Below are 17,150 nucleotides of genomic sequence, written 5' to 3' on the forward strand. Positions count from 1 at the left end.
ATTATTTCTTAATAATGCCTATCATCAAGCAGATAACGCCCGCTCCCACCCATAGAAACTTGGACGGCGACAGCTTGTCTGACATTCCAACAAGCCCAACCGTTGTTGTCGCGATTAGAATGAGCGGACCAACCAAAGCTAGCGACGAATTAACGATCAGCGCTTTGTCGATTTGGTTTAGTCGCAGCATCAGCAGCGCAGCGCAGATTTCGATCGTGCCAGAAGTAAGACGCAGTGACGCCATCGTCAATACAATTTTGTTCAGCATGATTATATGACCTCCCTTCACATTTCCAACTGTTCCTTATTCATATGCACGCTTGTCTACCTTTCATGACGGGCACCTGCCCATAAGCAAACGCATATAGTACAGCATGGAATGAAGGAAGGGCGGAGTAATGAGCATGCAAGTACAGGTTATTTCAAGTGTAAACGAGGCTAGCTCAGCAAGATTTCATCATAAAACGGCGATCATCATCGACGTTCTTAGAGCGACAAGCACCATCGTTACCGCGATTGCTGCCGGCGCATCGTGCATTATCCCGGCTGAGACGGTTATGGAAGCGCGAGCGCTGCAGCGTCCGGGCGATTTGCTTGGCGGCGAGCGCTTTTGCCGAAAAATTGCTGGGTTCGATCTGGGCAATTCGCCGGAGGAGTATACGGAGCAGGTCGTTGCGGGCAAAAGAATTGTGCTTACCACGACCAACGGCACGCGTGCCATCCACAAATCGATGCGGGCGGATCATGTGATAACCGCTTCGCTTCTGAATGCTGAGGCGTGTGCCCGCACGGCGATCGAACTGCGGCGCGATGTCGTTATTTTGTGCGCGGGCAGTCATGATGAATTTGCGATTGAGGATGGATTATGCGCAGGGCTTGTGCTCGATAGGCTTCAAGCATTAAGTCAAATTACAGTTGAAATGGATGATTTTGGATCAGCGATGCTGGCTTTGTACCGAAATCGCTCAAGCCAAGTCAGAGATACGATCATGAATGGAATGACGGGGAAAAAACTATTGAAGCTGGGGATGCGAAAAGATATTGAAGCTTGCTCCGCTATTGACATATATAACGAGGTCCCTCGATTAAATGGCGATCAATTAACAAGAATGAGCCTTTAGAATGCACGAAGACAAAATGTAGGCAAGGCAACAAAAAAACGAGCCACAGAATCGCTTCTATGGCTCGTTTGCTATTGTAGGAACATGCGCTAATCTATTAGCGACGGTCTTGAGGACCGCCAACGAATGCTTGCTCTGCCGTATCAAGTCCGTACGCCGTATGAAGCGCGCGCACAACATCGCTCAGCGGCTCAGACGTAATGACGCATGAGCATTTGATTTCCGAAGTGCTTACCATCTTGATGCTTACGCCAAGCGTAGAAATCGTTTCGAACATTTTGGCTGCAACGCCTGGATTGCTGACCATGCCTGCGCCCACGATGGATATTTTCACAAGGTTGGATTCCGAAGTTGTCTCACGGTATGGAACCGTGCTGCGAATGCCTTCGATAACCGAGATTGCTTTATCCTCGTCATCACCGGATACCGTAAAGGAGAAGTCGGCCTTGCCGTCCTGCACGCCGCTTTGTACGATAATGTCGACGTCGATGCCGTTCTTTGCCAACGCGCCGAACACATTTGCAAGCACGCCCGGTACATCCTCAACACCCATAATGCTAATTCTAGCTACATTTTTGTCAAACGCGATGCCGCGAACGACCACGCCTTGCTCCATGACCGCTTCCTCCTTCACACTTGTACCTTCGTTTTGGGTAAAGCTTGAACGCACGACAAGCTTCACATTGTTATGCTTAGCGTATTCCACTGCACGCGGATGCAATACAGCAGCGCCCAGATTTGCGAGCTCAAGCATTTCATCGTAAGAAATTTCGTTTAGCTTTCGGGCATTTTTTACGACGCGGGGATCGGTAGAATAAATGCCGTCCACGTCCGTATAAATCTCGCAAACGTCAGCGTTCATAGCAGCTGCCATTGCGACCGCCGTTGTATCGGAGCCGCCGCGACCAAGCGTCGTTATTTCTCCGTCTTCCGTCATCCCTTGGAAGCCTGCGATAATAGCTACATTGCCCTGCTCCAGCGCTTTGAACACACGCTCCGGATGAATATTCGTCATCTTCGCTTTGCCATGCACCGCTTCTGTGCGAATGCCTGCTTGCCATCCGGTAAAGGATACGGCTTTTGCTCCTAGCTCGTGAACGGTCATCGACAGCAAAGCTATCGAAATCTGCTCGCCAACCGTTAATAGCATATCCATTTCCCGCGCCGGCGGATTTGGATTAAGCTGTTTGGACTGATCGATTAAATCGTCAGTCGTATCTCCCATGGCAGAGACGACAACGACGATATCGTTGCCCTCCTGCTGCCGATCAATTATACGTTTTGCTACGCGCTGCATCCGCTCCGGCGTTCCTACGGAGCTGCCGCCAAACTTCATCACGATTAACGACAAAGCCGATTCACTCCCAACCCTGACATGTACATACAAGTCAATATTATACCACAACAGGCGCCCTTATGGGTATATCCGCCTCCAAAAAAATAACCGTCCGAGTTGCATCGGACGGTTAAATCAAGCTGCTGCTAAGCGCGCGAGATGTATTTGCCTTCACGAGTGTCGATCAGCAAAACGTCGCCTTCGTTAATGAACAGTGGAACTTGAACGTTAAGGCCAGTTTCAACCTTAGCTGTTTTTGTTGCGCCTTGCGCCGTGTTGCCCTTAACGCCCGGCTCTGTTTCAATAACTTTCAGCTCAACGCTGTTTTGCATTTGAATACCAAGAATTTCGCCTTGGTAGCTCGAAATGTTTACGTTCATGTTCTCTTTCAGGAAGTTAAGCTCCCATTCAAGCTGCTTCTTGTCCAAGTTGAACTGGTCAAACGTTTCGTTATCCATGAACGTGTACTCCGAACCGGAGTTGTACAAGTATTGTACTTCACGGTTCTCGATGATCGCGCGTCCGATGCTCTCGCCAGCGCGGAATGTTTTCTCAACAACGTTGCCGTTGCGAAGGTTTTTCAGCTTGGAGCGTACAAAAGCCGCGCCTTTACCCGGCTTAACGTGTTGAAAGTCAAGAACGGTGAAAATATCTGTGTCTACTTGCACGGTCAAGCCTGTTTTAAAATCGTTTACTGAAATCATTGCTGATTCCCTCCTGAATGAATAGTCCTTACCCCAGAGTGATTAGATCCTTCGGGGACGAGGTTAATATTTTAATACCGGTTTCCGTTATAACGATATCATCCTCAATGCGTACGCCGCCGAAGCCTGGTACGTAAATGCCGGGTTCAACCGTGACCGTCATGCCGGGGGTTAAAATCGATTCGCTTAATTTGGACAATCTTGGCGCTTCGTGAATCTCCATGCCAAGCCCATGACCGGTGCCATGTCCAAATAGATCGCCATAGCCGTATTTCGTAATGATGTCGCGGCACAAAGCATCGGCTTCGCGGCCAGTCATTCCCGGCTTGATGTTCTCAAGCGCATGCAGCTGCGCTTCGAGCACGATGTTGTAAATTTCCAGATGCTTGGCTGTCGGTGTGCCTACTACGACTGTTCTCGTCAGATCGGAGCAATAGCCATTGTAATAGGCGCCAAAGTCAAGCTTAACGAACTCGTTATTGCCGATAATGCGGTCGCTGGCTACGCCATGCGGCAGCGCGGAACGCTCGCCCGACGCAACGATGGTATCGAAGGAAGAGGATGTCGCGCCATGACTGCGCATATACACTTCCATCTCAAGGGCAATATCGGTTTCACGGACGCCAGGACGGATGATCTTCAAAATATGGTTGAAGGTGCTGTCCGCAAGGTCAGCGGCTTCTTGCATAATTCTGAGCTCAGACTCGTCTTTAATAATGCGAAGCTTCTCTACTAGACCCGTAGCAGGCTCAAGCGTAATGCCGCTCAATGTTTTTGACCACGCAGTGAATTCACTGTACACGACATGATCCTGTTCGAATGCCAGCTTTGTCAGCTTGCCTTCTTTAAGCAGCTCGTGCACATTCTCAAGCGGGTTTGCCCCATGCTCGATAATTTGAAAGCCAACCGCTTGCTGCGGCGCTTGTGTGCGATAGCGGAAATCAGTTAGCAAATAGCTTTCGCTAAGCGTAATCAGCACCATGCCTGACGAGCCAGTGAAGCCGCTTATGTAGCGACGATTATGCTCGCTTCCAATTAATATCGCTTCAAAGCGATGTTCTTCCATCAGCTTGCGCAATCGCTTTACTCTATCGTTTGGCATAACCGCTTCACCCTTTCTTAAATCGTTTACGATTTTTGCAAATGACGTGCGAGTGCAGTAAGTCCGAGCTCGTAGCTCTGTGACCCGAAGCCGGCAATTTGACCGACCGCGATCGCAGCCACTACGGATACATGCCGGAACGATTCTCTCTTATGAATGTTCGACATATGCACTTCGATAATCGGCAGCCCTACCGTGCTTAGTGCATCGCGCAGCGCATAGCTGTAATGCGTCCAAGCGCCAGGGTTTATGAGAATACCGTCAGCCTTTCCATACGCACTATGTATTCGATCAATCATTTCGCCCTCATGATTCGTTTGGAAAAATTCAACGGAGACGCCAAGCGCCTCGGCTTTATCCCTCAAGAGCGATTCAATGAATCCAAGCGTTTCTGTCCCGTACACACCAGGCTCGCGAATGCCGAGCATGTTAAGGTTCGGTCCGTTTAATACAACGATTTTGTGCATGAATGCACCTCCCAAGCAACCGAATCCATCATAGGTTCAAAGATCATTAGCCATTTTACCACAAATGTCCGTGCCTTGAGAAGTAGAACTCATTATTGTGCTTTAATCGGCTCCCTCGATGCCTCATCCGTAAACTCGAACGCGATGGAGTAACCGATGAACACGCCCCATAACAAGGAGACGCAAAGCTCGGTATAAAGCGTATTCCAGCCTGCTTTCGTTACGACGTTCATAATGCCGAGCATCGGGCCTATAGCGGCAAAGAGGATTGCCCACCATACTGCGCCGTACAAAACTCCCGGCCACGCCCCTCGCAATCGGCCGAGCACCACCTTATAAAGTAATGCAGCAAGGATGGAGAAGAGGACGTAAAAGCCAATTCCTACGACCTCGCCCCATGCAGTTTTTAGAAAGGAAGCCTTGAAGAAAGGATCTGCGGCAAACCCGGGAAGCACGCTCGTAAACTTCATTTCATAAAACATCCAGCGTACAATGCCCCAGATGAGGCCTGCGAAAAAACCGATTTTTATCGAAAATAACCATGGGTTCGTATGATGCTCCTCATAGTCGCTTTTCTGCTTCTGCATGCCCATAACGAAAGAGCCTCCATTCTATTTTCATCTTTGCTAAGCTTAGTATGTGAAATAATTCCGATCCATAACCGCTGCTTCCATTAATGCGAGTCCGCTTCCAACATGCTGACGTTGGCAATTGGCCTATAGATAAAGTACAATAGACTTACAAAGTTAAAGGTACATTCGTCGTATCAGCTAAGACGATATTCCACTCAAGGAAGGTGACAAGCACTTGCCGCAAGACTCCCGAAGTATATATGGCGGACAAGCGGTTATTGAAGGCGTAATGTTTGCTGGCAAACACGTTAACGTAACGGCTGTCCGACGCAAAAATGATGAAATCGTATTTTATGAGGTGCCCCGTACATCGAAGAACTGGATTCAAGCGCTAAAGAAAATCCCGCTCGTTCGAGGCGTTGTCGGCATTTTGGAATCAAGCGCCAAAGGCTCGCAGCATTTGAACTTCTCAATGGAGACTTATGCAGAGGATGAAGCCGGCGAAGAAAAAGAAGCAGCGCCAGCACAACAAGCCGTCAAGCCGAAGGAAGAGAAAAAACAAGGCTGGAGTCTCAGCATGCTGGTTGGCGTAGCCGTCGCAGGCGTGCTTTCATTTGTTTTCGGTAAGCTTATTTTCACCGCAGCCCCTGCTGCGCTCGAAGAATTGCTATTTTCTGGGGTATTTGAAAACAAAGTTGGTCATAACTTATTAGAAGGACTTATCAAAATTATATTGTTGCTCGCTTATTTATACTTTATTTCAATGACTCCGCTGATCAAGCGTTTGTTCCAGTATCACGGTGCCGAGCATAAAGTGATTAGTGCTTATGAAGCCGGCGAAGACCTTAGTATTAGCAATGTGCAAAAATACAGCCGTCTTCACTATCGCTGCGGCTCCAGCTTTATCGTATTTACAGTTATCGTAGGCGTGGTTGTCTACTCGCTTCCGTTCTTTACATGGGATAGCATTTGGGAACGCGTCTACATTCGCATTCTTCTGCTCCCGCTCGTTCTGGGCATTTCCTATGAGGTGCTTCGCTGGACGAACGCTTTGCGTGAGATTCCAGTTCTGCGCTACCTCGGATATCCGGGATTGTGGCTGCAGCTGCTTACGACCAAAGAGCCCCGTGACGAGCAAGTAGCCGTGTCCATTGCTTCTTTTAAACGGATGCTTGAGCTTGATAAACAAATGAAATAATCGAAACGAAGTTTAAAAAAGGAAAGGCGGTATTACAATGAGCAGAATACCGAGCAAATGGAATGTTTGGTCCATCACTTTACTGGCGTTGCTGGCGATTGGCCTCGTGTACAGTGTTCTTCAAAGCCCGGCAGCATTTATTATTCCGATCGTGGTGCTAGGCGGTATTTTCCTGCTTTATAAATACCCGCCTTCCTTCTTAAGAGGAAACAGCACGCAGCAGGGCCGGACTCAGGTTAAGCAAAGCCGTGCGACCGCTGCTAAAATGAAAGCAAACAAACCCCGTTCCAAAACCGTGCCGTTCCGCGTTATTGAAGGCGGCAAGGATGACGACGATCTGCCAAAATATCATTAATGAACAAAAAGAAGGTCTGCGGCATAATTGCTGCAGACCTTCTTTTTGTTCGCTCATCCTACACCCTATGTAATTACTCACTGTCCATTTCCGCACGAACAGCGCGAAGCTCGTCCATTCTTTGTGAGTCCCGGCGAAAATATTCAACCAGCGTCTCAATGCAAGTAATTGAATCCCAGCTCAAGTGGTGCTCGATGCCTTCGACATCCTGATAAATATTTTCGTCCTGTACGCCAATTGTCGTTAGGAACGATTCCAGCAGCTGATGGCGGTCTACAAGCCGTTTCCCCATTTTCTTGCCTTTATTGGTTAGGACAAGCCCGCGATACTTCTCATAGATCAAATAATTATCTTTGTCGAGCTTTTGAATCATTTTGGTGACCGATGAAGGATGCACCTCGAGTCCTTCTGCTATGTCTGAAACACGCGCATACCCTTTTTCATCAATCAGCTTATAAATTCTTTCCAAGTAGTCTTCCATGCTCGGTGTCGGCACTGAAGAACCCCCTAACCATACTTCTTCACCTTGTCTCTTAGGCGTTACTCTATGTATCATACACTGTTCATTATGTTCACTGCAACCTGTTCACGATTCCTCAATCGATTATGAAGCGCAAACCAAGCTTGAACTTACCAGTTTGACGCGATCACCTCCTCCATACAATAAGATGATTTCGTTTGTGATTGATCAACAGGAGGAATGACTGATGAGTACAGCCATTACAGACCGGCCAAAAACAGATCGCTCCACCCTCTCCTTCGTTCCTGAGCTCGTTTATTTTGAGCCTTCTGCGCTCGATTATCCAAAAGGTCAGCGTATTTTTGACTGGGTGAAGAAGGAAGGCATACCTTACCGAATGACGACCTCGCATAACCGCATTACGAATTTGCCTGGCGATACGGAGCTGGAGCAATATAAAATCGCCAAGCGCACGCTTGTCGTTGGCATTCGCAAAACGTTGAAATTCGACACCTCCAAGCCTTCAGCCGAATATGCCATTCCCATCGCGACAGGCTGTATGGCACATTGCCATTATTGCTATTTGCAAACGACATTAGGCGCTAAGCCTTATATCCGAGTGTATGTCAATATTGACGATATTATGGAGGCTGCACAGGGTTACATTGACGAAAGAAAGCCTGAGATTACGCGATTTGAAGCGGCCTGTACCTCTGATCCTGTTGGGCTTGAGCCCATTTCGGGCAGCCTGCGCGAATTAATTGAATTTATGGGCAAACTGGAATATGGCAGGCTGCGATTCGTAACCAAATTCCATCATGTGGACTCGCTCCTTGACGCCAAGCATAACGGCCATACGCGCATACGCTTCAGCGTCAACGATAAATACGTCATTAAACATTTTGAGCCTGCCACGTCAAAATTCGAACAACGAATTGAGGCCGCCGCTAAGGTGGCAAGAGCAGGTTACCCAATGGGCTTCATTATTGCTCCGATTATTTGGCATGAAGGCTGGGAGGAAGGCTATGGGGAGCTTATATCATCGCTTGCGGCTGCACTCCCTGCCGAGGTAACGAAAGATCTCACCTTCGAGCTGATCCAGCATCGTTTTACTAAAACGGCAAAATCGGTAATCGAAAAACGATATCCGCGCACAAAGCTTGAGATGGACATCGAAAAACGAAAATATAAATGGGGGCGCTGGGGCCAAGGGAAATACGTTTACCCGGATGAACAAGCAAATGCGCTCCGTATGTATATATCGGAGCGCATCTTTGAGCATTTTCCAGAAGCTAAAATCGAATATTTCACGTGAGCAGCGACTCTTAAAAGGTAAGCCACTCGGGTGTAATGACGTTCAGCCAAATCGTTATTTTTGTCATCTGATCGGTAAACAGCAATATTCCCATCAAAATCATAACCGCTCCGCCGATCTTCATCACGGTTGCGGAATACTTTAATATCCATCTTGCCGTCCCTAGGAAAAAAGCGAGCACAAAAAACGGGATCGCGAACCCAAGCGCATATGCCGTCGTCAGCTGAAACCAAGTGCCAGGCTCCGTTGCAGCGAGGCCCAAAATCGCGGTCAAAGCAGGACCCATACAAGGCGTCCAGCCTGCCGAAAAGCCGATTCCAAAAATAAACGAGCTGACATAGTTCGCTTTCTTAGGAATCAGATTCATTCTTCGCTCCTTCATGAGAAGCTGCGGCTGGAATAAACCGATTAGAAAAAGCCCCATCAAAATGATCAAAATAGCCGATAGCTGCCTTATAAGCTGCCTGTATTCACTGAAAAACTCGGCAAACACGTTTGTTCCGTAGCCCAATGCGTAATAAACGGTGCAAAAGCCCAAAATGAAAAACAGCGTATGCGACATCGTTCGCATACGTTTTTGTTTTGCATTCGAATTCTCCTTTAAGTCCGCTACCGATATACCCGTTATGTACGATAAATAGGAGGGGTACAGCGGCAGGCAGCAAGGCGAAATAAACGATGCAAAGCCGGCGCCGAAAGCCAGCCAAATGTTAATATCAGACAAGTTCTCTCACCCCGATTCGAATCAACTGCCTGCCCGAACACCACGCCTGAACACAAGCAGCAATAGCAGCACCGCAATTAGCAGCAATACGATCGTACCGCCTGGCGCTAAATTCCATACGCCTGCGATTAACAGCCCGATGATTACAGCCAGCTCGCCGATAATGACGACAGTAATGACGCTTTGACGGAAGCTGCGGGCAATGATCAAGCTGCATGCAGCAGGTATTGTGAGCAATGCGGATACGAGCAGCGCACCTACGATTTTGATAGAAACGCTAATAATAAGTGCGGTAAGCACGCTAATCATAACATTATAAAATTTCACGGGCAAGCCGCTCACAGCAGCCGCGTCTTCATCAAACGTAATGAGGAAAAGCTCCTTGACCTGCAGCCAAATCGCCGCAAGCACAATGATGGTAACGCCTCCTATCACATACAGATCGGTGTTATTGAGGGTGTAGATGCTGCCGAACAAATAACTGTTCACATTATTGTTGAATCCTTTTCCCATCGTAAAGAGCAAGGAGGCAAGGGCAACCCCTCCGGACATGATAATGGCGATGGACAGCTCAGCATAGGATTTGTAAGCTTTCCTAAGCTTCTCGATCGCAAAGGATGCAACGATGGCGAACAGCAGCCCCACAGCAATGGGATATACGCCGATCAAAAAACCGAGCGCTACGCCGGCAATAGAGACATGAGATAAGGTGTCTCCTATCATGGACAGTCTGCGCAGCACAAGAAATAAGCCCATTAGCGGGGCAGTTACGCCGATAAGCAACCCGCCAATTAGGGCTCGTTGAAAAAATTCGCTAGTTACGATCTCCAATCAAAACAACCTCTTTCCTGCTCTCCATTTGCTTCCTAAGCCCTTTCAGGCTATGCGCAAGGTCATTTTCCACGCAATCCTGCGTTTCATGCGAATGCTTAATGTGAAACTTGAGCTTCCCGTTCGATGCCGCCGGTTCTTGCCCTAAATAAGAACGAATCATATCCAAATCATGAGAAACCATCAGAAACGTAATATTATGATGCTGATGCATATGCTTGATCATATGGAAGAAGCTCTCCTGCGTTTCCGTATCGATGCCTACCGTAGGCTCATCCAAAATGAGCAATGACGGGCTGTTGATCAGCGCTCTGGCTAGAAACACACGCTGCTGCTGGCCGCCTGACAGCTGGCCGATTCGTTTACCTTGTAAATCCTCGATGCCCATCGCATGAAGCGCGTCCTCGCACTTAATGAAATCCGCTTTGTTCATCTTCTTAAACAGCTTGCTTCGCCCATAAAGTCCCGACATCACGACCTCGCGCACGGTTGCCGGAAACAAAGGATTTAAAGAATTTTTTTGCGGAACGTAGCCGATGCGCTCCCACTGCTTAAACTTATCCACTCTCTCTCCAAATAAACGGATCGTGCCGCTCGTTGGCTTGAGCAAGCCAACAATCATGCGCAGCAGCGTTGTTTTTCCAGCGCCATTCGTACCTATTAAGCCAATGAAGTCACGTTCCTTCACCGCAAAGCTTAAATCCGTAATGACATTCTGCTGCTGAAAAGAAAAGGAGACGTCCTCCAATGAGATAACCTCTTGGTGGCAGCTAGTGTCGGCGTTAGTTATTCGATTCGATTGCGCCATAATTTCTCTCCTCACAGCAATACGGAGCTTAGATCAGCTCCGCAGGCTAGCCTTTTGTTCTATTGTAATGCTTGCACAAGATTTTGCAAGTTGCGCTCCATAAGCGTTAAGTAGGTTTCGCCTTTCTTATCCTGCTCTGGCGTTAAGCCTTCAAGCGGGTTAAGCACCATTGTCTCGACATCAGCTTCGCTTGCGAGCGTCTTAGCCAGTTGATCGGATACCAGCTCTTCAAAGAAAATATATTTGACGTTGTTTGCTTTAACATACTTCGCGATGTCCAGCAAATCCTGCGCGCGCGGCTCGGCATCCGGGCTAAGACCCATAATGGATATTTGCTTTAAGCCGTAGTCGCGTGCTAAGTACCCGAATGCTTGATGAGATGTCACAATATTTTTGTTTGCGACCTGTGCAAGCTTGGCGGAATAATCCGCATCGATAGCTTCCAGCTTTGTTTTGAGCGCCGCATAGTTTTTCTCGTAATCGGCTTGGTTTGCGCTATCGGTTTCAATTAAACTATTTTTCACATTCTCAGCTAGCTTAAGCGCTGATTTTGGGCTAACCCAAGTATGCGGATCAATGCTGCCATGATCATGTCCTGCTTCATCCGCATGCTCTTCTTCATGCTCTTCTTCCGTGCCCTCGATAAGCGTTATCCCGTCGCTAATCTCTTTAGTTACGACCGCGCTATCCTTGGATAATCCCTTCAAAAATCCATCCACCCAGCCCTCAAGGCCCGCTCCGTGATACAGAAACAGCCGTGCCTTCGAAGCTGTGTCCAAATCCCGGCTTTTCGGTGTCCAGTCATGCGGCTCGACGCCGGCAGCGATAAGGTTTACGGCTTTAATATGTTCCCCGCCGATTTCCGATGCTAGAAAATATAAAGGATAAAAGCTCGTGACGACGCTGACTTGATTTTTCTCTGCTTTGTTTGCAGCAGCCGAGCTATCATTTGTTGGATTCGCTGCATTATTCGGTGAGCCTGCATGGTTGCTATTGCCGCAAGCTGCCGTCACTAGCAGCATAGCTGTCAGCAGCAGGCTAAGCGCCATCCTACGTATCGATGATTTCGAATCTTTCATTTGGTGTTCTCTCCATTCCGTTTCTCTCTTCTTCGTAATCGTTACTATTACGTTTTGTATTATACGATGCCTTTAAATAGACTGTCAACCTTATTTCTTTCGCAAAAAAAAGAGGCGACATGAAAAGCTACTGCCCTTCAATTACTTGTATGGACAAAAATAAAGAAAAATATGACAGGATACTGTAGTCGCTCGCAACGACTGAGAATCGTGTAACAAAAATAGAATCGCCCTAAAAGTCTTTATGACTTTTAGGGCGACTCCGTTTCGTAGATAGGCTGTATGCTTTATTTAACAACCGCGCCATTTGGCATGTCATCCGGCACAGTAGCAAGCGTCAGCTGATCGCCATGCGAAGCAGCAAGGATCATTCCTTGCGACCATTCCCCGCGCAGCTTCACCGGCTTCAGGTTCGTCACGCAAATCACTTTACGGCCTACCATTTGCTCCGGCGTGTAAAACTTAGCGATGCCGGAAACAACCTGGCGCTGCTCATAACCTAGATCCAGCTGCAGCTTTAGCAGCTTATCCGCTTTGTTCACAGGCTCTGCCGCGATAACTTGCGCTACGCGCAGCTCTACCTTCGCAAAGTCATCAATCGCGATCTCTTCCTTCGACTCTACGGCTGCCTGCGGCGTTTCGCTTTCTGCCTTTGCTTCCGCTGCAGCCGGCTCAGCCTGCGCACCGCCGCCCATTGCCGCTGCGATAAAAGCAGCTTCCTCCGCCGTATCAAGGCGAGGGAATAATGGCGAGCCTTTGACTACTTTCGTTCCGCCTGGCAGCGATCCGAATTGCTTGGTGCTCTCCCACGCCGTCAACTCGCCCTGCTCAAGGCCAAGCTGCTTCCACATTTCACGCGGAGCATGCGTTAAGAATGGTTGAAGCAGAATCGATGCGATGCGAAGCGATTCCGCCAAATGGTACATAACGGAAGCAAGCTCTCCGCTCTTTGCCTCATCCTTCGCAAGCGCCCACGGCTGCGTTTCATCGATATATTTGTTTGTACGGCTTACGAGCTGCCACAAAGTTGCCAGCGCCACCGAAAACTCCATCGTTTCCAGCGCTGCCTCCACTTGCACGATGGTTTCGCTCGCAAGCTTCTGCAAGGAATCGTCGAAAGCTGTAACGGTGCCTGCGAAGTTCGGAACGACGCCGTCAAAATATTTGTCGATCATCGCAATGGTCCGGTTCAGCAGATTGCCAAGGTCGTTGGCAAGGTCAAAGTTGATCCGCTCAACGAAGTTTTCCGGCGTAAACGTCCCGTCCGCTCCGAATGGCACCTCGCGCAGCAAATAATAACGGAGCGCGTCAAGGCCGTAACGGTCAATCAGCATTACCGGGTCTACGACGTTGCCCTTGGACTTCGACATTTTGCCATCCTTCATCAAGAGCCAGCCATGCGCAAATACCTTCTTAGGAAGCGGCAGCTCAAGCGCCATCAACATGATCGGCCAATAAATCGTATGGAAACGAACAATTTCTTTCCCGACCAAATGAACGTCAGCAGGCCAGAAATCTTGGAATTTCTGATCATTGCCCTCATTGGCGTAGCCAAGCGCTGTAATATAGTTAGACAAAGCGTCGATCCACACATAAACGACATGCTTCGGATCTCCAGGCACTTTAACGCCCCAATCGAATGTCGTGCGCGAAACAGCCAAGTCCTCAAGGCCAGGTTTGATAAAGTTGTTGATCATCTCGTTTTTGCGCGATTCCGGCTGAATGAAATCCGGGTTATCCTCATAGTACTTCAGCAGGCGGACTGCATATTTGCTCATGCGGAAGAAATAACTCTCCTCCTTCACAAGCTCAACCGGACGGCCGCAGTCCGGACAATTGCCATCTACGAGCTGACGCTCAAGGAAAAAGGATTCGCACGGCGTACAATACCAGCCTTCATAGGTGCTTTTGTAAATATCGTCCTGCTCCAAAAACCTGGCGAAAATTTTCTCAACAACCAGCTTATGGCGCTCTTCAGTCGTGCGAATGAAATCATCATTGGAAATTTCAAGCTTCGCCCATAGATCCTTAATGCCTACCACGATATCATCGACGAACTGCTGCGGCGTTTGATCCTTTTCCTTCGCTTTGCGCTCGATCTTCTGGCCATGTTCGTCCGTCCCTGTCAAATACCATACGTCATAGCCGCGAAGCCGCTTGTAACGCGCCATTGCATCACCGGCAACCGTCGTATATGCATGGCCGATATGAAGCTTATCGCTTGGATAATAAATCGGCGTCGTAATATAAAACGTGTTTTTACTTGTCATGTGAATCCCCCTATTTGATTTTTTTGGTTTAAAAAAACGCAAAAAACTCCCGTCCATCATGGGACGAGAGTTTGAACTCACGCGGTACCACCCAAATTTCGATCTCGAAAACAGCCGGTAAAATCGGGCTTATCGAGAAAGCTTCGTGTGCCGCCTTCATGGCGGCTGTCGCCGTTAACGCCAGCTTCGCGTCGCCCCTTACCCAGCCATTAAAAATGCTGCGGCTCGAAAACGAATCCTCCCGGACCATTTTCCAATAGTGTCCCCTACCGGCTTCCACCAACAATCCCGGCTCTCTGCAAAAGTTGTTCTATTGTACTTATCCATTCCTCGGATATATGGAGATTACTAGAAATAACTTGAATGCTTTATAAATCAAAATATACCGAAACAGAACCCTCTCTGTCAAGGAGCATCTGCCTTGTCGTTTTTTGCGGGCGGTACCGGATCGTATCCCCCAGCATTAAACGGATGGCAGCGCGCAATGCGCTTGGCCGCAAGCCATGAGCCTTTAGCAGCCCCATGCTTCTCAATCGCTTCCAGCGCATACATCGAGCAGGTCGGATAAAAACGGCATGACGGCGGGGTGAGCGGTGAGATGACCTTGCGGTAAAAATGAATCGGCGCCAGCGTCACCCGTTGCATCATTCGCTGTTTGGGCATTAGGTCTCGCTTACGGCCGGCTCATCCTGAGCACATTCCTTGCAGTAGCCGAATACCTCGAATTTATGCTTCACCACTCGGAAATCCTCGGGTACGTTAGTCTGCTCCATCGGACAGAATGTAATCGGATAGGTCATGCCGCATTGCAAACAAATCATATGGTGATGATGATCATTTTCTCTGCAGTGAAGCTTAAACTTGCCGCCATCCTCGAAAATGACCTGCTCCAGCACGCCCAGCTCTTCCATGACACGCAGGTTTCGGTAAACGGTATCAAAACTTAAGCCGGTATAGGATTTTCCCATATATTCGTAAACTTCCTTCGGAGCCAAATAACCCTGCGTCTCCGAAAACAGCTTGGCCAGCGTCTTTCTTTGATCGGTAATTCGCAATCCTTGACTTGACATGCGTCTTATAATGTCTTCCATTGTATGCATATGTCGAACCTCCGGACTCTATAATGTCTATCTCCATAATGACGAAAAAAAAAGCTCTCGTCAATGAGAGCCTCTTAACCGTTTAATCTCATGTTAATCATAAAGCTTGCCGACATCGCGACGAACAGAACGATACTAAGAATGCCAAACAGCTTGCGCCTAGTATTCAGCCTGTTGATAAGCGCCATATCACCTGATTGCCGTTTTGTTTCCGTAAAGGATCGGTGCATGAACATATAGGTAATAATCGAAGCGACAAACAGCATGTTAACGAAAAACCAAATGACTGTCCAGAACAAGCTACTACCTCCGGTTGTGATCAGCTATAGAAATGCTATAGATACCACTTGTTTAGTATAAACATAAATACGACAAAGCTGACGACCGCCCCGCCGAAGCTGAACCAGCCTGTCCGGAACCGCTGCTGGAACATACGTAAAATTCCGAAGCTAAGCAATCCGAATACGAGCATTATAAAAACGATTCCGAGTATGAATAAAGAAGCAGAAACACTGCTTACATCAACTAGTGACACCGAACACACTCCCTTTTTTGCTAATATGTACATGTTCATTAGACATTATAAGGGATAGCAGAGCCATTAGCCAGCGGCAAACCCTGTCGATTTCGTGACAAAAAGAGCACACATTCAAGTTGTGCATGCTCTTCCTGCTTCTCCGTCATCTATTAAAAGCGCACGATGGCCTCGTGATAATTGCGATTGGTCGGCCGCTTCTGAAGTTTGACGTGAAGCACATCGTTTTTCACAAGCGTTTTGCAGACACGCGGCTTCACCAGCTTCGGCAGCTTGATCGTCTCGCTCTTCCCGCCCGGCAACCCATCAAGACGCAGCCGATCCTCGCGCACAAACAATCTCAACAGCTCTTTGTCATAACCATTTGGCAAATTTATTTTAACATGAACAAAATGGCGAGTCTCAGAGAAGGTAGCAGAACCTCCTCCAATTAAAGCGCCTGCCGCCTCAGGCAGCGATTTCGTCATCATTTTGCGCACATATTGCTCCACCCAGTCAGGCTCGCGCAGCAGCTCGAACCCTTTAGGAAGTTGCTGCCTCTCCATCCATCTTTCCATATCATCCCATTTGGATGCCACAAGCAAACACCCGCCTTCCAGCACTTCTACCATCATATGCGCCTAGCTGCATTCAGGATACATGCGCAGCAGGAACATATGGGCGAATGCCGCATAAGATATAGCACGCTCAGCTATTTAATCCAAAACAGCACACCAAGAAGGAGGATGCTTATGCCAGCTGTTGTCGGCTTTGTCAAAATAGTCAGTACTGGCTCTGGCTCCATTGTACAATTCGGTGACTCTCTAGAAGTATCGCCAAACAGCGCTTCCAAAACGTATGCGGGATCAGGATCTTTCTTGACCGGCAGCTTAACGAACTCCAATAATGCTGTCAGCGCTACGAACACCCTTGATCCGGATGTGCAAGATAGTTCGAATAATGAGTTGAATGCGATATGAATCTAACGATACATCAACAAATTACGATTCATCAGCTTCGTGTGGAGAGCGTATCGAACAGTTCGGTCCTGCAAGTCGGCAGTGCAGGATCGATTCGCTCTTTGTCTCAGCTCTACAATACCGGCGGATTCACAGGTCCCGCTCCGCAGCTCAGTCAGGATAATCCGCTCTCGTTCGTGCCGTTGCCAAATCCTACTTAGCAACTACGGATCAT

At 48.3% G+C, this 17,150-nt stretch carries 24 protein-coding genes; 6 read left to right on the forward strand and 18 right to left on the reverse strand.

Annotated features, from left to right (window positions below; all coding sequences use genetic code 11):
- Nucleotide 1: 1 nt before the first annotated feature.
- Nucleotides 2-268 carry a YqhV family protein gene (locus ADU23_RS27960; protein ID WP_053376758.1) on the reverse strand — a complete coding sequence of 89 codons (267 nt, stop codon included), beginning with the start codon at nucleotides 266-268 and terminating at the stop codon, nucleotides 2-4.
- Between the two features lie 130 nt (nucleotides 269-398).
- Between ADU23_RS27960 and ADU23_RS27965 the strand changes: the two genes are divergently transcribed.
- Nucleotides 399-1,121: a 2-phosphosulfolactate phosphatase gene (locus ADU23_RS27965; RefSeq protein WP_331459295.1), complete on the forward strand. Its 723-nt coding sequence runs from the start codon at nucleotides 399-401 to the stop codon at nucleotides 1,119-1,121.
- 97 nt (nucleotides 1,122-1,218) lie between these two features.
- Here the strand turns inward: ADU23_RS27965 and ADU23_RS27970 are convergent, their stop codons facing one another.
- The 5 genes from ADU23_RS27970 to ADU23_RS27990 form a co-directional block, all read right to left on the reverse strand.
- The gene (locus ADU23_RS27970) at nucleotides 1,219-2,472 is read right to left on the reverse strand and encodes an aspartate kinase (protein WP_053376759.1); all 1,254 of its coding nucleotides are present in this window, start codon (nucleotides 2,470-2,472) and stop codon (nucleotides 1,219-1,221) included.
- A gap of 131 nt (nucleotides 2,473-2,603) precedes the next feature.
- Nucleotides 2,604-3,161 carry an elongation factor P gene (gene efp, locus ADU23_RS27975; protein WP_053376760.1) on the reverse strand — a complete coding sequence of 186 codons (558 nt, stop codon included), beginning with the start codon at nucleotides 3,159-3,161 and terminating at the stop codon, nucleotides 2,604-2,606.
- 28 nt (nucleotides 3,162-3,189) lie between these two features.
- Complete coding sequence (locus ADU23_RS27980; RefSeq protein WP_053376761.1) at nucleotides 3,190-4,263, reverse strand: M24 family metallopeptidase; 1,074 nt, start codon at nucleotides 4,261-4,263, stop codon at nucleotides 3,190-3,192.
- 26 nt (nucleotides 4,264-4,289) lie between these two features.
- Nucleotides 4,290-4,730: a type II 3-dehydroquinate dehydratase gene (gene aroQ, locus ADU23_RS27985; protein WP_053376762.1), complete on the reverse strand. Its 441-nt coding sequence runs from the start codon at nucleotides 4,728-4,730 to the stop codon at nucleotides 4,290-4,292.
- A 92-nt stretch (nucleotides 4,731-4,822) separates the two neighbouring features.
- Nucleotides 4,823-5,323 (reverse strand): YqhR family membrane protein, encoded by a 501-nt coding sequence (locus tag ADU23_RS27990; protein ID WP_053376763.1) that lies wholly within the window; start codon nucleotides 5,321-5,323, stop codon nucleotides 4,823-4,825.
- A 214-nt stretch (nucleotides 5,324-5,537) separates the two neighbouring features.
- Here ADU23_RS27990 and ADU23_RS27995 point away from each other — a divergent pair, with 214 nt between their 5' ends.
- Nucleotides 5,538-6,500: a DUF1385 domain-containing protein gene (locus ADU23_RS27995; protein WP_053376764.1), complete on the forward strand. Its 963-nt coding sequence runs from the start codon at nucleotides 5,538-5,540 to the stop codon at nucleotides 6,498-6,500.
- Between the two features lie 37 nt (nucleotides 6,501-6,537).
- The gene (locus ADU23_RS28000) at nucleotides 6,538-6,855 is read left to right on the forward strand and encodes a hypothetical protein (protein ID WP_053376765.1); all 318 of its coding nucleotides are present in this window, start codon (nucleotides 6,538-6,540) and stop codon (nucleotides 6,853-6,855) included.
- 73 nt (nucleotides 6,856-6,928) lie between these two features.
- Here the strand turns inward: ADU23_RS28000 and mntR are convergent, their stop codons facing one another.
- On the reverse strand, nucleotides 6,929-7,351 hold the full coding sequence (gene mntR / locus ADU23_RS28005; protein ID WP_053376766.1) for a transcriptional regulator MntR: 423 nt from the start codon (nucleotides 7,349-7,351) through the stop codon (nucleotides 6,929-6,931).
- A 211-nt stretch (nucleotides 7,352-7,562) separates the two neighbouring features.
- Here mntR and splB point away from each other — a divergent pair, with 211 nt between their 5' ends.
- The gene (splB, locus tag ADU23_RS28010) at nucleotides 7,563-8,630 is read left to right on the forward strand and encodes a spore photoproduct lyase (protein WP_053376767.1); all 1,068 of its coding nucleotides are present in this window, start codon (nucleotides 7,563-7,565) and stop codon (nucleotides 8,628-8,630) included.
- A 10-nt stretch (nucleotides 8,631-8,640) separates the two neighbouring features.
- On the opposite strand, the gene ADU23_RS28015 is transcribed toward splB, so the two are convergent.
- The 11 genes from ADU23_RS28015 to ADU23_RS28065 all read right to left on the reverse strand — a co-directional run bounded on the left by ADU23_RS28015 (nucleotide 8,641) and on the right by ADU23_RS28065 (nucleotide 16,555).
- Nucleotides 8,641-9,354, reverse strand: a complete 714-nt coding sequence (locus ADU23_RS28015; protein ID WP_053376768.1) for a cytochrome c biogenesis CcdA family protein — start codon at nucleotides 9,352-9,354, stop codon at nucleotides 8,641-8,643.
- Between the two features lie 21 nt (nucleotides 9,355-9,375).
- Nucleotides 9,376-10,185 (reverse strand): metal ABC transporter permease, encoded by an 810-nt coding sequence (locus ADU23_RS28020; RefSeq protein ID WP_053376769.1) that lies wholly within the window; start codon nucleotides 10,183-10,185, stop codon nucleotides 9,376-9,378.
- Nucleotides 10,169-10,993, reverse strand: a complete 825-nt coding sequence (locus tag ADU23_RS28025) for a metal ABC transporter ATP-binding protein (protein WP_053376770.1) — start codon at nucleotides 10,991-10,993, stop codon at nucleotides 10,169-10,171. Before ADU23_RS28025 ends, ADU23_RS28020 begins: the two co-directional genes overlap by 17 nt.
- A gap of 59 nt (nucleotides 10,994-11,052) precedes the next feature.
- On the reverse strand, nucleotides 11,053-12,072 hold the full coding sequence (locus ADU23_RS28030) for a metal ABC transporter solute-binding protein, Zn/Mn family (RefSeq protein ID WP_053376771.1): 1,020 nt from the start codon (nucleotides 12,070-12,072) through the stop codon (nucleotides 11,053-11,055).
- 287 nt (nucleotides 12,073-12,359) lie between these two features.
- Complete coding sequence (gene metG, locus ADU23_RS28035) at nucleotides 12,360-14,342, reverse strand: methionine--tRNA ligase (RefSeq protein WP_053376772.1); 1,983 nt, start codon at nucleotides 14,340-14,342, stop codon at nucleotides 12,360-12,362.
- 28 nt (nucleotides 14,343-14,370) lie between these two features.
- On the reverse strand, nucleotides 14,371-14,592 hold the full coding sequence (locus tag ADU23_RS34425) for a hypothetical protein (RefSeq protein ID WP_053376773.1): 222 nt from the start codon (nucleotides 14,590-14,592) through the stop codon (nucleotides 14,371-14,373).
- A 155-nt stretch (nucleotides 14,593-14,747) separates the two neighbouring features.
- Nucleotides 14,748-14,987 carry a membrane protein insertion efficiency factor YidD gene (gene yidD / locus ADU23_RS28045; RefSeq protein WP_053377867.1) on the reverse strand — a complete coding sequence of 80 codons (240 nt, stop codon included), beginning with the start codon at nucleotides 14,985-14,987 and terminating at the stop codon, nucleotides 14,748-14,750.
- 17 nt (nucleotides 14,988-15,004) lie between these two features.
- Nucleotides 15,005-15,442, reverse strand: a complete 438-nt coding sequence (locus ADU23_RS28050) for a Fur family transcriptional regulator (protein ID WP_053376774.1) — start codon at nucleotides 15,440-15,442, stop codon at nucleotides 15,005-15,007.
- Nucleotides 15,443-15,516: 74 nt separating this feature from the next.
- Entirely contained in the window at nucleotides 15,517-15,741 is a 225-nt protein-coding gene (locus tag ADU23_RS28055) for a hypothetical protein (RefSeq protein ID WP_053376775.1), read from the reverse strand.
- A gap of 35 nt (nucleotides 15,742-15,776) precedes the next feature.
- A complete protein-coding gene (locus tag ADU23_RS28060) occupies nucleotides 15,777-15,977 on the reverse strand; it encodes a hypothetical protein (protein ID WP_053376776.1) in 201 nt (66 codons plus the stop codon).
- 152 nt (nucleotides 15,978-16,129) lie between these two features.
- A complete protein-coding gene (locus ADU23_RS28065) occupies nucleotides 16,130-16,555 on the reverse strand; it encodes an Hsp20/alpha crystallin family protein (protein WP_053377868.1) in 426 nt (141 codons plus the stop codon).
- 153 nt (nucleotides 16,556-16,708) lie between these two features.
- On the opposite strand from ADU23_RS28065, the gene ADU23_RS28070 reads away from it, so the two are divergent.
- Together ADU23_RS28070 and ADU23_RS28075 are read left to right on the forward strand one after the other, a co-directional pair.
- Nucleotides 16,709-16,936, forward strand: a complete 228-nt coding sequence (locus ADU23_RS28070; protein ID WP_053376777.1) for a spore germination protein — start codon at nucleotides 16,709-16,711, stop codon at nucleotides 16,934-16,936.
- Nucleotides 16,933-17,136, forward strand: coding sequence for a spore germination protein GerPB (locus ADU23_RS28075; protein WP_053376778.1), 204 nt, complete (start codon nucleotides 16,933-16,935; stop codon nucleotides 17,134-17,136). Before ADU23_RS28070 ends, ADU23_RS28075 begins: the two co-directional genes overlap by 4 nt.
- Nucleotides 17,137-17,150: the final 14 nt, after the last annotated feature.

Source organism: Paenibacillus sp. FJAT-27812 (genome assembly GCF_001273905.1).
In the GTDB taxonomy this organism is placed as follows: domain Bacteria; phylum Bacillota; class Bacilli; order Paenibacillales; family Paenibacillaceae; genus Pristimantibacillus.

Coding starts and splice junctions, on each gene's coding strand:
- ADU23_RS27960 (WP_053376758.1), bottom strand. CDS start 268: ATGCTGAACAAAATTGTATTGACGATGGCGTCACTGCGTCTTACTTCT.
- ADU23_RS27965 (WP_331459295.1), top strand. CDS start 399: ATGAGCATGCAAGTACAGGTTATTTCAAGTGTAAACGAGGCTAGCTCA.
- efp (WP_053376760.1), bottom strand. CDS start 3,161: ATGATTTCAGTAAACGATTTTAAAACAGGCTTGACCGTGCAAGTAGAC.
- ADU23_RS27980 (WP_053376761.1), bottom strand. CDS start 4,263: ATGCCAAACGATAGAGTAAAGCGATTGCGCAAGCTGATGGAAGAACAT.
- aroQ (WP_053376762.1), bottom strand. CDS start 4,730: ATGCACAAAATCGTTGTATTAAACGGACCGAACCTTAACATGCTCGGC.
- ADU23_RS27990 (WP_053376763.1), bottom strand. CDS start 5,323: ATGGGCATGCAGAAGCAGAAAAGCGACTATGAGGAGCATCATACGAAC.
- ADU23_RS28000 (WP_053376765.1), top strand. CDS start 6,538: ATGAGCAGAATACCGAGCAAATGGAATGTTTGGTCCATCACTTTACTG.
- splB (WP_053376767.1), top strand. CDS start 7,563: ATGAGTACAGCCATTACAGACCGGCCAAAAACAGATCGCTCCACCCTC.
- ADU23_RS28025 (WP_053376770.1), bottom strand. CDS start 10,993: ATGGCGCAATCGAATCGAATAACTAACGCCGACACTAGCTGCCACCAA.
- ADU23_RS28030 (WP_053376771.1), bottom strand. CDS start 12,072: ATGAAAGATTCGAAATCATCGATACGTAGGATGGCGCTTAGCCTGCTG.
- metG (WP_053376772.1), bottom strand. CDS start 14,342: ATGACAAGTAAAAACACGTTTTATATTACGACGCCGATTTATTATCCA.
- ADU23_RS34425 (WP_053376773.1), bottom strand. CDS start 14,592: ATGGTCCGGGAGGATTCGTTTTCGAGCCGCAGCATTTTTAATGGCTGG.
- yidD (WP_053377867.1), bottom strand. CDS start 14,987: ATGCAACGGGTGACGCTGGCGCCGATTCATTTTTACCGCAAGGTCATC.
- ADU23_RS28050 (WP_053376774.1), bottom strand. CDS start 15,442: ATGCATACAATGGAAGACATTATAAGACGCATGTCAAGTCAAGGATTG.
- ADU23_RS28070 (WP_053376777.1), top strand. CDS start 16,709: ATGCCAGCTGTTGTCGGCTTTGTCAAAATAGTCAGTACTGGCTCTGGC.
- ADU23_RS28075 (WP_053376778.1), top strand. CDS start 16,933: ATGAATCTAACGATACATCAACAAATTACGATTCATCAGCTTCGTGTG.